Consider the following 12,833-nt stretch of genomic DNA (forward strand, 5'->3'; position numbering starts at 1 on the left):
GTCAAACAATTCGAGCTGCGCTATACAGGTGATGCCCTTCTAGGGCGTTTCCTCCCAATGACTCGGCCGCCTTCTCCTCCTGGAGGGCGGCCGTCTTTTTGTCCGGCTTGCGCCGGCCATGATGCTTGACTCAAGCGGCGGTCCGGCCGAAACGCCCCGTCCATGATCAGCCGCTACGCCCGCCCCGAAGCCGCCGCCATCTGGTCCAGCCAGACCAAGTACAAGATCTGGTTCGAGATCGAGGCCCACGCCGCCGACGCCATGGCCGAACTTGGGGTCATCCCCAAGCTTTCCGCCCAGACGATCTGGGAAAAGGGCCGCGACGCGGTCTGGGACAGCGACCGCATCGACGAGATCGAGCGCGTCACCAAGCATGACGTCATCGCCTTCCTGACCCACGTGTCGGAAATCGTCGGTCCCGAGGCCCGCTTCCTGCACCAGGGCATGACGTCTTCCGACGTACTGGACACCTGCTTCGCCGTACAGCTGTCGCGCTCGACCGATCTGCTGATCGAGGGCGTCGACCTGCTGCTGGCCGCGCTGAAGCGCCGGGCGCTTGAGCACAAGATGACCGTCTGCGTCGGCCGCAGCCACGGCATCCACGCTGAACCGGTGACGTTCGGCCTCAAGCTCGCCGGCTATTATGCCGAGTTCCAGCGCGCCAAGGAGCGCCTGGCCATGGCCAAGTTCGAGATCGCCACCTGCGCGATCTCCGGCGCCGTCGGCACCTTCGCCAATGTCGATCCGCGCGTCGAAGAGCATGTCGCCAAGATGATGGGCCTGACCGTCGAGCCGGTCTCGACCCAGGTCATCCCGCGCGACCGCCACGCCGCCTATTTCTGCGCCCTGGGCGTGGTCGCCTCGTCCATCGAGCGCCTGGCCACGGAGATCCGCCACCTGCAGCGCACGGAAGTGCTGGAGGCCGAGGAGCCGTTCGAGGTCGGCCAGAAGGGCTCGTCGGCCATGCCGCACAAGCGCAACCCGATCCTGACCGAGAACCTGACCGGCCTCGCCCGTCTGGTCCGCTCGGCCGTGACCCCGGCCCTGGAAAATGTCGCCCTCTGGCACGAGCGCGACATCAGCCACTCGTCGGTCGAGCGTGGTATCGGGCCGGACGCCACCGTCCACCTCGACTTCGCCCTGCGCCGCATGGCCAGCGTCATCGAGCGCTTCAACATCTATCCCGAGAACATGGCCAGGAACCTCGACAAGCTGGGGGGCCTGGTGTTCTCGCAGCGGGTCATGCTGGCCCTGACGCAAGAGGGTGTCTCCAGAGAAGACGCCTATGCCGCCGTGCAGGGCAATTCGATGAAGGTGTGGCGCGGCGAGGGTAAGTTCATCGACTTCCTCAAGGCCGACCCCGTGGTCTCCAAGGCCCTGTCCGACAGCGTGCTCGAAGAGCTGTTCGACTACGGCTACCACACCAAGAACGTCGACGTGATCTTCAAGCGCGTGTTCGGCGAGCAAGCCTAGGCATGACAGAAGCGCCGATCCTTCGCCTCAATCCGGCGCTGGATCCGGCGGCCTTCGCGCCGGCCTATGCGCGCGAGGGTCTGGTGCGTATCCCCGATGTGTTCGAGCCGGCGGTCGTTGATCGCCTGGCCGGCATTCTGGAGCAGACCCTGGACTGGGACGTGATCTGCTCGACCGAGACGGGGCGCGCCGAGGTTCTTGACCGCGCCCGCCGCGCCGAGCTGGGCGCCGATGCGGTAGCGGCCCGCCTGCATGCGGCGACGCTCCGCGCCCGAGCGGGATTTGCCTATATCTATCTGGGCTATCCGATGATCAACGCCTTCGTCGAAGGCCGCGACCCGGGCCACCCGGTTCACGCCCTGACGGCCTTCCTCAACAGTCCGGACTTCATCGCCTTCGGCGCGGCGGTCACAGGCGAGACGGCCATCACCAAGGTCGACGCCCAGGCCACCCTCTATCGGCCCGCCGACTTCCTGACCCTGCATGACGACACCGGGGTCGGCGAGCGGCTGGCGGCCTATACCCTGGGCCTCACCCGCCAGTGGCGACCCGACTGGGGCGGCCAGCTGCTGTTTCACGATGACGCCGGCGACGTCGAGCGCGGCTTCGCGCCCGCCTTCAATGTGCTGACCCTGTTCAAGGTGCCGCGCAGACACTCCGTCGCGCCCGTCGCCCCCTATGCCGGCGCCCCGCGCCTGACCGTCACCGGCTGGCTGCGGAACGACCCGCCCAATGGCCGCTGAACGCAAGAGAAGCTTCCCGCCGGTCGTCGATGCAAACACCCGCGTCCTGATCCTCGGCAGCCTGCCCGGCGAGGCCTCGCTGGCGGCTGGCCAATACTACGCCAACCCGCGCAACGCCTTCTGGCGGTTGCTGGAGACGGTGCTGGACGAACAGCTGGTCGAACTGCCCTATGAGGACCGTCTGGCGACCCTGCAATCACGTGGCGTGGGTTTGTGGGATGTCGTGGCCGAGGCCGAGCGGCGCGGCAGCCTCGACGCGGCCATCCTCGATCCGCGCGCCAATGACCTGCTCGCCCTGATCGAGACCTTGCCGGCCCTGCGCGCGGTGGCGTTCAACGGCGGCGCGTCGGCCAAGCTGGGCTCACGCCTGCTGGCGCCGATAGCCGGCAGGATCGAACTGATCACCCTGCCCTCCTCCAGCCCCGCCCATGCGGCGCGGAGTTTTGCGGAGAAGGCTGATGCGTGGGGCGTTTTGAGAGAGCGGCTTTCGCCTACCAGAGACGACTGATGCCCGAGCCATCAAAGATGGCCTCGTTCGACACCAGCGTGATCTCCTCGACCAACGCTTGAGCAATCAGCAGGCGATCAAACGGGTCCTTGTGGGAGATGGTCAGCGAACCGGCGACACGAGCATGCGTCAGAGTGATCGGGAGCGGCAAGAACCCCATGGCGCTGGTCTCGACCTCGAACGCCAAGGCCAGAGGCTTCGCGCTGGGCAGTTTACCCAGGCGAAATTTCATCGCGATCTCCATCGCGGATACCGCACTGACGAAAACCTCATGATTACCGGAGTCGATGGCTTCAGCCGCCCCTCGGCTCAGCCGCTCATTGTTCTCGCCCCACCAAAGCAGGGCGTGCGTGTCGAGCAGTAGCCTCAATCGCCTTCACCGTTCCAGAGCGCCAATTCATCTTCTGGCAGCGGATCGGAGAAACTCTCGTCAAACCCAATGCGCCCCTTCCACATTCCGGCTTGTCGCTTCGGCTTCACCGGCTCGGCCGGTGTCGGGACCAGTTTGGCCACTGGCGTCTTGCCACGCGCGATGATGACCTCGCCGCCGGCTTCGACTTCGGCCAGCAGGCGCGAGAGATTAGTCTTGGCGTAGTGGATGGTGACGACGGTCATGGAGGCCTCGCTTAGCTAAGAAGATTAGCTAAGCCGCCAGTAAAAATCAATCAGCCTCGAACATTACAACCTTTTCATCTGCCTTCCTGTCCCGCTTGGGGCAGCATCCCGCCTTCCTGGGGAGAGACTTCCAATCATGCGCACCATCCTGCTGGCCGCGACGTCCGCGATCGCCATGTCCGTCGCGGTTTCGGCCGCCTGCGCCGCCGAAACCGCCAAGCCGATGTACGGCGCGTGGGGCGTCGATCTGACCGCCCGCGACACCACCGTCGCGCCCGGCGCCGACTTCAACCGGCACGCCAATGGCGCCTGGCAGGCCCGCACCGAGATCCCGGCTGACCAGGGCTCGGCCGGCGTCGGCTATGACGTGTTCAACCGCTCGCAGGACCAACTGCGCACCCTGATCGAGACCGCCGACGCCTCGACCCAGATCGGCGGCCTGTACAAGAGCTTCATCAACGAGGCCCAGGTCGAAGCCATCGACGACAAGCCGCTGAAGGCCGATCTGGCCAAGGTCGCCGCCCTGACCAGCAAGGCCGACTTCGCTCTGGCCATGGGCCGCGCCCACGGCGGGTTCGGCAGCGACGTGTTCTCGCTGGATATCTATGCGGACGCCAAGAACCCTGAGATCAACACCCTCTGGGTCGGTCAGTCGGGCCTGGGCCTGCCGGACCGCGACTACTATCTGACCGACGGCTTCAAGCCGCAGCTGGCGGCCTATACGGCCTTCATCGAGCGCGCCCTGAAGATGGCCGGCTATGCCGACCCGGCCAAGTCCGCCGCCGACGTGGTGGCCTTCGAGACCGCCATCGCCAAGGCCAGCTGGGCCGTCGCCGACCGTCGCGACATCGACAAGGTCTATAACCCGATCGCGATCGCCGACCTCGCGGCCTATGCCCCCAACTTCCCGTGGGCGGACTATCTGGCCGCCGCCGGCATGCCGGGCGTGACCAAGGTGGTGCTGGGCGAGAAGACCGCCGTGCGCGACATCACCAACGTCTATGAGGCCACGTCGCTCGACACGCTGAAGGCCTGGCAGACCTTCCACATCGTCGAGGAAGCCTCGCCCTATCTGTCCAAGCGCTTCGTCGACAGCCGCTTTGAATATGTGAAGGCCCTCAGCGGTCAATCGGCCCTGCGCCCCCGCTGGAAGCGCGGCGTCGGCCTGGTCGACAGCACCGTCGGCGAGGTCGTCGGTCAGACCTATGTGGCCAAATACTTCCCGCCCTCGTCCAAGGCCCAGATGGTCGAGCTGATCGCCAATCTGAAGACGGCGATGTCCAAGCGCATCGAGCAGTCGCCGTGGATGGCGGCGGCCACCAAGGTCGAGGCCCAGACCAAGCTCTCCAAGATGAAGGTCATGGTCGGCTATCCCGACAAGTGGCGCGACTATTCGGGTCTGAAGATCGACGCCGCCGACCTCTATGGCAACGTTTCGCGCAGCCGCGCCTTCGAGTGGGCCTACGCCTTGAGCGACCTGGGCAAGCCCGTCGACGCCGGCAAGTGGGCGATGACCCCGCAGACGGTCAACGCCTACAATGGCGGCCTTGAAAACAAGATCGTCTTCCCGGCCGGCATCCTGCAGGCGCCTTATTTCGATCCCGCCGCCGACCCGGCGGTGAACTACGGCGCCATCGGCGCGGTGATCGGCCACGAGATCAGCCACGGCTTCGACGATCAGGGCCGCAAGATCGACGCCAAGGGCGCCCTGCGCGACTGGTGGACGGCCGAGGACGCCAAACGCTTCGAGGCCCAGGCCGATATTCTGGGCAAGCAGTACGACCAGTACGAACCGGTCCCCGGCGCCAAGATCAACGGCAAGCTGACCATGGGCGAGAACATCGCCGACCTGGCCGGCCTGCAGGTGGCCCTGGACGCGTATCACGCCTCGCTGGGCGGCAAGCCCGCGCCGGTGATCGACGGCATGAGCGGCGACCAGCGCCTGTTCCTGGCCTTCGCCCAGTCGTGGCGCGCCAAGGAACGCGACGATGCGTTGAAGCAGCAGATGGCGTCCGATCCGCACTCGCCGTCGAACTTCCGGGTCATCGGCCCCACGCGCAATGTCGACGAGTGGTACGCCGCCTTCGGCGTAAAGGCCGGCGAGACCTACTATCTGGCGCCAGAGGCCCGCTCGCGGGTCTGGTAGCGCCGACTGATCATCGAGACGGCAAGGGCGGGGGCGTGGCGATCACGCTCCCGCTTTTGTTTGTCGGCGGCGCGTTTGCAGGTCAGGCTGCGACCATGACCTATGCGCGCGCCGTGGCCGGAACGACCTATGCCTTCGACGGTCTGGCCGATCTGATGGCCAAGGCCTCGCCCCCCCGCTCGGGCGACATGCTGGCCGGTGTCGCGGCCACCAGCGCCCAGCAGAACGTCGCCGCCAGGATGGTGCTGGCCGACACGCCGCTGAAGACTTTCCTCACCGAGGCCGTCGTCCCCTACGAGGCCGACGAGGTCACCCGCCTGATCCTCGACAGCCACGACGCGGCCGCCTTCGCGCCGGTCGCCAGCCTGACGGTCGGCGGGTTCCGCGACTGGCTGCTGTCGGACGCCGCCACACCCGCCGTCCTGGCCGCGCTCGCGCCGGGCCTGACGCCCGAAATGGTCGCCGCGGTCAGCAAGATCATGCGCAACCAGGACCTGATCCTGGCGGCCAGCAAGTGCCAAGTGACGACGAAGTTTCGCAACACCATCGGCCTGCCCGGGACCATGGCCGTGCGGCTGCAGCCCAATCACCCGACAGACGATCCTGCCGGGATCACCGCCTCGATCCTCGATGGCCTGCTCTACGGCTGCGGCGACGCGGTGATCGGCATCAATCCGGCCAGCGACAACCTCTCGGTGCTGGGCGATCTGAGCCGACTGATGGACGACCTGATCCAGCGCTTCGAGATCCCGACCCAGTCCTGCGTCCTGACCCACGTGACCAGCGCCATCGCCCTGATCGAGCGCGGCGCGCCGGTGGACCTGGTCTTCCAGTCGATCGCGGGCACGCAGGCCGCCAATGCCAGCTTCGGCGTCACCCTATCGCTGCTCAAGGAAGGCCTGGACGCCGGGCGCTCGCTGAAGCGGGGAACGGTCGGCGACAACGTCATGTATTTCGAGACCGGCCAGGGCTCAGCCCTGTCGGCCGGCGCGCACCACGGCGTCGACCAGCAGACGCTTGAGGCCAGGGCGTACGGCGTGGCGCGGGCGTTCGAGCCGCTGCTGGTCAACAGCGTGGTCGGGTTCATCGGCCCAGAATACCTCTATGACGGCAAGCAGATCATCCGGGCCGGTCTCGAGGACCACTTCTGCGGCAAGCTGCTGGGCGCGCCCCTGGGCGTGGACGTCTGCTACACCAACCATGCCGAAGCCGACCAGGACGACATGGACAGCCTGCTGACCCTGCTGGCCGCAGCGGGCGTCACCTTCATCATGGGCGTGCCGGGCGCCGACGACGTGATGCTGAACTACCAGTCGACCTCGTTCCACGACGCCCTCTATGTCCGCGAATTGCTGGGCCGCAGGCGCGCGCCGGAGTTCGAGGCCTGGCTGCAGCGCCTGAAGATCACCGGCGCCGACGGCCGCCTGACCCCATCCAGCGCCGGTCACCCGCTGCTGACGGCGGACGCATGAGCGCGCCGGTTCCGCCCGATCCGTGGACGGCCCTCCGCCGCCACACCCCTGCCCGAATCGCCCTGGGCCGCACCGGCGCCAGCCTGCCGACGAGCGAGGTCCTGGCCTTCTCCCTGGCTCACGCCCAGGCCCGCGACGCGGTGCATACACCGTTCGATATCCAGGCGGTGACCGACGCCGTCGCCGGCCTCGGCCTTGCGGTCCTGCCTGTCGAAAGCGCCGCGCCGGATCGCGCGACCTATCTGCGGCGCCCCGACCTGGGCCGACAGCTGTCAGCCGCCAGCCGCGCCGCGCTGGAGCGCGCGCCGCGCAGGTCGGCCGATCTGGCCATCGTCGTCGCCGACGGTCTGTCCAGCACCGCCGTCCACGCCCACGCCGCATCGCTGATCGCCGCCCTTCTGCCCCTGATCCGCGCCGAGGGCTTGAGCCTGGCGCCGGTGATCGTCGCCCATCAGGCCCGCGTGGCGCTGGGCGACGCGGTCGGCGAGCGGCTGGGCGCGCGTCTGGTCCTTCTGCTGGTCGGCGAGCGGCCCGGCCTGTCCTCGCCCGACAGTCTGGGCGCCTATCTGACCTTCGCGCCCCGGGTGGGCCTGACCGACGCCGCGCGCAACTGCGTCTCCAACATCCGCGCCGAAGGACTCAGCTACGACGAGGCCGCCTTCAAGCTGGTCTGGCTGGCGCGCGAGGCCCTGCGCCTGGGACAGACGGGCGTGGCGCTGAAGGACGAGAGCGATACGGCGCTGCTGCCGCCTCCTCCAAGCCTGCCATTCCCATAGACTGTCGTCCCGCTAAAGAACCGGGCCGCCCCGCGCCCGACGCGCGCCTAGATCCCGGCTCTGCCTGAGGCAAGCCCGGGATGACAGGGTTTTGCGCGTCCCTCTCTGGCGGCGCCGAAATAGTGAACGCTGATCGCCGAAACGCTCTTTCGCGCTCCGCGAGAGTCGCCGACGGTTCCGCCATGGCGCAGCTTCGGGGGAAGTTGCGCACTCAGGGGGACGAGCAATGAGCGAACCATCAGCCGGCGGCGGCGTCAGCTACGAAAAGGTCGATGCGGCCTATTTCGACAAGCGGGGTCTCAAGCGCTATGCGGGCGTCTTCTCGCTGTGGGCGCTGGGCGTCGGCGCGGTGATCTCGGGCCAGTTCTCGGGCTGGAACCTGGGCATGGGGGTCGGCGGCTGGGGCGGCATGCTGGTGGCCACCCTGATCATCACCGTCATGTATCTGGGCCTGACCTTCTCGATCGCCGAAATGGCCGCAGCCCAGCCCCACACCGGCGGGGCCTATTCCTTCGCGCGCTCGGCCATGGGGCCTTGGGGCGGCTTCATCACCGGCCTGTGCGAGAACGTCGAATATGTGCTGACCGCCGCCGTGGTCTGCTTTTTCATCGGCAGCTATCTGGGCGGCATCTTCGAGACGCCGGCCTGGGTCCAGCCGCTCTACTGGGTGGGGGCCTATATCGTGTTTGTCGGCCTGAACGCCGGCGGCGTGGCGATGTCCTTCCGCTTCACGGTGTTCGTCACCCTTCTGGCCCTGGCCTGCCTTGTGGTCTTCTGGATCAGCGCCCTGCCCCATGCCGACTTCATGCGATACGCCCTCAATGTCGGCCCTGGCGGGACTGAACTGCCCGAGGGCCACGGACCGTTCCTGCCGGCGGGGATAGGCGGGGCCCTGGCCCAGCTGCCCTTCGCGGTCTGGCTGTTCCTGGCCATCGAGCAACTTCCCCTGGCGGCCGAGGAATCCCACACCCCGCAGCGCGACCTGCCCAGGGGCATCATCCTGGGCATGCTGACCCTGATCATCTCGGCCCTGCTGGTGCTGTGGCTGAATTCGTCGATCCCGGCCGGAACCTTCGCCCTGTCCAAGTCCGGCGAGCCGATCCTCGACGGCTTCCGGGCGATCTACGGCGGAGCCCTGGCCAAGGTCCTGGCCGCCGTGGCGGTGGCGGGCCTGATCGCCAGCTTCCACGCCATCATCTTCGCCTATGGCCGGCAGATCTATTCGCTATCGCGGGCGGGCTACTTCCCGCGCGCCCTGTCGGTGACCCACGGAGAGCGCAAGACACCCGAGATCGCCCTGATCGCCGGTTCGCTGGCCGGCCTGCTGGTCATGCTGGCGGTATGGTTCAGCCTGGGCGCCGAAAAGGGCGCGGCGGCGATCGGCGGCACGCTGCTGAACATGGCGGTGTTCGGGGCCATGCTGTCCTATGTCGCCCAGGGCGCGTCGTTCATCCTGCTGCGCCGGAAATTCCCGAACATGGAGCGCCCCTACAGGAGCCGCTTTGGCCTGACCGGCGCGGCCCTGACGGTGATCATCTCGCTGGTCACCATCGTCTATCAGCTGAAGGACCCGATCTATCGCACCGGCGTCATCGGCGTGGCGATCTGGTTCGCGGTCGGCATCGCCTATTTCGCCGCGATCGGTCGCAAGAAGCTGGTGCTGTCGCCCGAGGAAGCCTTCGCCATCAATGGCGGAAAGAGCGCCTACGAGACGCACTAGATTAGCCGGCGGGGTCCGATAAGGACCCCGCCGCCGTCGCCTAGACGAAGTTGGACAGGCTGATCTCGTCCAGGGTGGTTCCGGCCAGAACGACCGCGATATCGGCGCCGTTCGAGCGGTCACCATCGGTTTCGGCGAAGACGATGACATCCGCGCCGACCTGGGCCGCCACATAGACGGCGCCCGGCCCCGAGATGTGCTGGTTGGCGATGGCCAAGGCCTGGGCATAGCTGTCGGCCGCGAATTCCGAATAGGACAGCGGCAAAATCGCCTGGATCCTGACCTCGACGAAGTTCAGCTGGTCGCCGCTCTCCCAGTCCAGGATCACGTCATCCTGACCTGCGGCCGGTGCGGTCCTGGTGGCGAATTCGAACCGGTCGTGACCTTCGCCGCCTGACAGGATGTCCTTGCCCGGGGCCGCCGAGACGATGACGTCGTCGCCGCCCTCGCCGTCGACGATGGCCAAGCCCGAATACTGGATGATGATCAGATCGTCGCCGTCGCCGCCCAGAACCCGATCCTGACCACCGCCGGTGCTGATGATGTCATCGCCATGACCGCCCAGCAGGGTGTCGTCGCCCGCTCCGCCGAACAGCTCATCCTTGCCGATGTCGCCGGCCAGGAAGTCATTGCCGGCGCCGCCGGAGACCAGGTCATCGCCCTGGCCGCCCCGCAGGGTGTCGGCTCCGCCGCCGCCGAAGATCTCGTCATCGCCCAGATTGCCATTGGCGAACGCGCCGCGGGTCTCCGTGCCCAGGGACGCAAAGATGATGTCGTCGTCCATGCCGCCATAGATCGTGTTGGATCCGCTGCCGCCGTAGATCACGTCATGGCCGCTGTTACCCTGCAGAAGATCATCGCCCTGAGCGCCGTCCAGATTGTCGTCGCCAGCGCCGCCATAAAGCGCGTCGCCGGCCGCCGATCCGCCCAGGGTTTCGTTTCCGGCCCCGCCGATCAGCAGCTTGGAGCCGTCGGCGAAGATGGCGCCGCCGTTCTGGGTCAGGTTGGCAAGGCCGGTTCCGAAAGCAACCGTGCGGTCGCCGACCGTCACCTCGATCTGGGCCGGCAGGGTCAGGTCGAGCGGGCTGTAGCGCACGGTCACGGCGTTGGCCGGGCCGTGGGCGAAGTTCAGGATGTCCGAAGGCGCGATCGCCAGGGCTTCGGCCGATCCGATGGTTTCAAAGCTATAGGTCGTCACGGTGTAGTCTCGCTGAAGAACGTCCCTCTAGGCCCCAGCTGGGCCATAACAGCGTTCGTCGACGGACTTGCGTTGTAACGCAACTAAATAAAATGCAATGTTTTGCGGCCGCGCGTTGGTCCGCGACGACGCGAGCGCCCCGGAAACGACCGCCCAAGCAAAAGGGCCGCCCCGAAGGACGGCCCCTGTTCGCCTGGCTTGGCCGGTCTGGCTTAAGCGCCGGTCTTGATCTGCTCGCGAGCCTGGGCCAGCAGTTCGTCCATCTTCATGCGCACTTCGCCCTCGGACACCGAGACGCCCGCGCCCTTGAGATCGCCCGCGACCTTGCGCAGCACGTCTTCGTCGCCGGGCTGTTCGAAGTCCGACTTCACGACGGCGCGCGCATATTCCTCGGCCGTGGCCAGGCCCATCAGGCCGGCGGCCCATTCGCCCAGCAGGCGGTTGCGGCGCGCGGTCGCCTTGAACTCAAGGTCCTGGTCCAGAACGAACTTGCGTTCGAAACCCTGTTCGCGATCGTCGAAGGTGGTCATGAAGGCCCCAAATGCGTCTAACGCGGCTGTCTATCCCGTGATGGGCCAACTCGCAATCGGCGGATACGCCGCAGCCTTCGCTTTAGGCTCCCGGACCTGAACGGAAGCTGACCCCCACGTTTGCGCGCCCGCCCTCATTCAGATAAGTTCCGACTGACATTTTCAGTGAGCGGCCTTGAGTCGAACGCCGCGCGCAGCTATCCGGCCGCGCGCGCTTTTCGTTTCTTCGGGCATCCCCGGATCAGGGCGCGCGCTTCGCATCCATGAAGGGCCTCGACGAGAGCCATGACGACCCGCCGCAAGAAGATCTACGAAGGCAAGGCCAAGATCCTGTACGAGGGCCCCGAGCCCGGCACCCTGATCCAGTACTTCAAGGACGACGCCACCGCTTTCAACGGCGAGAAAAAGGCCCAGCTGGAAGGCAAGGGCGTGATCAACAACCGGATCAGCGAGTACGTGATGACTCGCCTGAACGGCATCGGCGTGCAGAACCACTTCATCCGCCGCCTGAACCTGCGCGAGCAGCTGATCAAGGAAGTCGAGATCATCCCGCTCGAAGTGGTGGTGCGCAACATCGCCGCCGGCTCGATCGCCACGCGCTTGGGTCTGCCCGAGGGCCAGGCCCTGCCGCGCTCGATCATCGAATTCTACTACAAGGACGACAAGCTCAACGACCCGATGGTGTCGGAAGAGCACATCACCGCGTTCAACTGGGCCGCCACCCAGGAGATCGACGACATGATGGCCATGGCCCTGCGGGTGAACGACTATCTATCGGGCCTGTTCAGCGGCGTCGGCATCACGCTGGTCGACTTCAAGATCGAGTTTGGCCGCATCTACGAAGGCGACTTCAGCCGCGTGATCCTGGCTGACGAAATCAGCCCCGACAGCTGCCGCCTGTGGGACAGCCAGACCAACGAGAAGCTGGACAAGGACCGCTTCCGCCGCGATCTGGGCAATGTCATCGAGAGCTATACCGAGGTGGCCCGCCGCCTGGGTATCATGAAGGAAATGCCCACCGTCATTCAGGGCGGCATGCATTAGGTTTCAGATCCTCCCCCTGAAGGGGGAGGTGTCGCCGAAGGCGACGGAGGGGGAAGGCCCTGGGCTGTGGACGGTACGCCCTCCACCGCCACGCGGCTCCCCCCTCTCCCTTGAGGAGAAGAAGTTGAAAGCCAAGGTCCAAGTGTTCCTCAAGCCCGGCGTCCTCGACGTTCAGGGCAAGGCCGTCGAAGCCGCGCTGCATGGCCTGGGCTGGGCCGACGTCAAGAACGTCCGCGTGGGCCGCACGATCGAGTTCGACGTCGCCGACGGCGACGCCGAAAAGGCCAAGGCCGAGGTCAAGTCGATGTGTGACAAGCTGCTCGCCAACACCGTGATCGAAAGCTATTCTGTCAGCCTGGGCTAACGGGATACGCCAATGGGCGAAGCCACAAACGACCTGATCTATGAGGTCCTGAAAGCCATTCAGAACGACGTGGCGCAGGTTCGTTTGGACGTCCGCGAGCTCAAGGCCGAACTTCAGGCCATGCGCGGACATATGCTCGCGACCCATCAAGACGTCGCCAATGTCTATGTGGCCCTGGATCGTCAGGACGGCCGCCTAAACCGCATTGAACGCCGGCTGGAGCTCTCCGAACCTGTCCTCTGAG

General features: G+C 66.4%; 14 protein-coding genes. 10 read left to right on the forward strand and 4 right to left on the reverse strand.

Going from position 1 to position 12,833, the window contains the following annotated elements:
- The first annotated feature begins 162 nt into the window (after positions 1-162).
- From purB to ACW17V_RS13435, 3 genes are read left to right on the forward strand one after another with little or no spacing between them, the layout of a single operon-like run.
- Entirely contained in the window at positions 163-1,473 is a 1,311-nt protein-coding gene (gene purB / locus ACW17V_RS13425; protein ID WP_492105591.1) for an adenylosuccinate lyase, read from the forward strand.
- Between the two features lie 2 nt (positions 1,474-1,475).
- The gene (locus ACW17V_RS13430; protein WP_492105592.1) at positions 1,476-2,216 is read left to right on the forward strand and encodes a 2OG-Fe(II) oxygenase family protein; all 741 of its coding nucleotides are present in this window, start codon (positions 1,476-1,478) and stop codon (positions 2,214-2,216) included.
- On the forward strand, positions 2,206-2,724 hold the full coding sequence (locus tag ACW17V_RS13435) for a DNA-deoxyinosine glycosylase (RefSeq protein WP_492105593.1): 519 nt from the start codon (positions 2,206-2,208) through the stop codon (positions 2,722-2,724). Before ACW17V_RS13430 ends, ACW17V_RS13435 begins: the two co-directional genes overlap by 11 nt.
- Here ACW17V_RS13435 and ACW17V_RS13440 read toward each other — a convergent pair.
- Together ACW17V_RS13440 and ACW17V_RS13445 are read right to left on the reverse strand one after the other, a co-directional pair.
- Positions 2,708-3,094: a type II toxin-antitoxin system VapC family toxin gene (locus tag ACW17V_RS13440; protein WP_492105594.1), complete on the reverse strand. Its 387-nt coding sequence runs from the start codon at positions 3,092-3,094 to the stop codon at positions 2,708-2,710. The genes ACW17V_RS13435 and ACW17V_RS13440 overlap by 17 nt on opposite strands.
- Entirely contained in the window at positions 3,091-3,339 is a 249-nt protein-coding gene (locus ACW17V_RS13445; protein WP_492105595.1) for a type II toxin-antitoxin system Phd/YefM family antitoxin, read from the reverse strand. Before ACW17V_RS13445 ends, ACW17V_RS13440 begins: the two co-directional genes overlap by 4 nt.
- A 136-nt stretch (positions 3,340-3,475) precedes the next feature.
- On the opposite strand from ACW17V_RS13445, the gene ACW17V_RS13450 reads away from it, so the two are divergent.
- From ACW17V_RS13450 to ACW17V_RS13465, 4 genes are all read left to right on the forward strand, one after another.
- Positions 3,476-5,485: a M13 family metallopeptidase gene (locus ACW17V_RS13450; protein WP_492105596.1), complete on the forward strand. Its 2,010-nt coding sequence runs from the start codon at positions 3,476-3,478 to the stop codon at positions 5,483-5,485.
- A 95-nt stretch (positions 5,486-5,580) separates the two neighbouring features.
- Positions 5,581-6,957, forward strand: coding sequence for an ethanolamine ammonia-lyase subunit EutB (locus tag ACW17V_RS13455; protein WP_492105597.1), 1,377 nt, complete (start codon positions 5,581-5,583; stop codon positions 6,955-6,957).
- A complete protein-coding gene (gene eutC / locus ACW17V_RS13460; RefSeq protein ID WP_492105598.1) occupies positions 6,954-7,733 on the forward strand; it encodes an ethanolamine ammonia-lyase subunit EutC in 780 nt (259 codons plus the stop codon). The genes ACW17V_RS13455 and eutC overlap by 4 nt, the downstream gene beginning before the upstream one ends.
- A 226-nt stretch (positions 7,734-7,959) precedes the next feature.
- Positions 7,960-9,453 (forward strand): amino acid permease, encoded by a 1,494-nt coding sequence (locus ACW17V_RS13465; protein ID WP_492105599.1) that lies wholly within the window; start codon positions 7,960-7,962, stop codon positions 9,451-9,453.
- Positions 9,454-9,493: 40 nt separating this feature from the next.
- Here ACW17V_RS13465 and ACW17V_RS13470 read toward each other — a convergent pair whose 3' ends face one another.
- Positions 9,494-10,651: a calcium-binding protein gene (locus ACW17V_RS13470; protein ID WP_492105600.1), complete on the reverse strand. Its 1,158-nt coding sequence runs from the start codon at positions 10,649-10,651 to the stop codon at positions 9,494-9,496.
- Positions 10,652-10,863: 212 nt separating this feature from the next.
- Positions 10,864-11,181 carry a DUF1476 domain-containing protein gene (locus ACW17V_RS13475; RefSeq protein ID WP_492105601.1) on the reverse strand — a complete coding sequence of 106 codons (318 nt, stop codon included), beginning with the start codon at positions 11,179-11,181 and terminating at the stop codon, positions 10,864-10,866.
- Positions 11,182-11,466: 285 nt separating this feature from the next.
- On the opposite strand from ACW17V_RS13475, the gene purC reads away from it, so the two are divergent.
- The 3 genes from purC (at position 11,467) to ACW17V_RS13490 (ending at position 12,832) form a co-directional block, all read left to right on the forward strand.
- Entirely contained in the window at positions 11,467-12,225 is a 759-nt protein-coding gene (gene purC, locus ACW17V_RS13480) for a phosphoribosylaminoimidazolesuccinocarboxamide synthase (RefSeq protein ID WP_419251917.1), read from the forward strand.
- Positions 12,226-12,349: 124 nt separating this feature from the next.
- Entirely contained in the window at positions 12,350-12,589 is a 240-nt protein-coding gene (purS, locus tag ACW17V_RS13485) for a phosphoribosylformylglycinamidine synthase subunit PurS (protein WP_421737152.1), read from the forward strand.
- A gap of 12 nt (positions 12,590-12,601) precedes the next feature.
- Positions 12,602-12,832, forward strand: coding sequence for a hypothetical protein (locus ACW17V_RS13490; protein ID WP_492105602.1), 231 nt, complete (start codon positions 12,602-12,604; stop codon positions 12,830-12,832).
- The last annotated feature ends 1 nt before the right edge of the window (position 12,833 follow it).

The sequence above is a fragment of the Caulobacter sp. FV2ye17ST genome, from assembly GCF_058680955.1.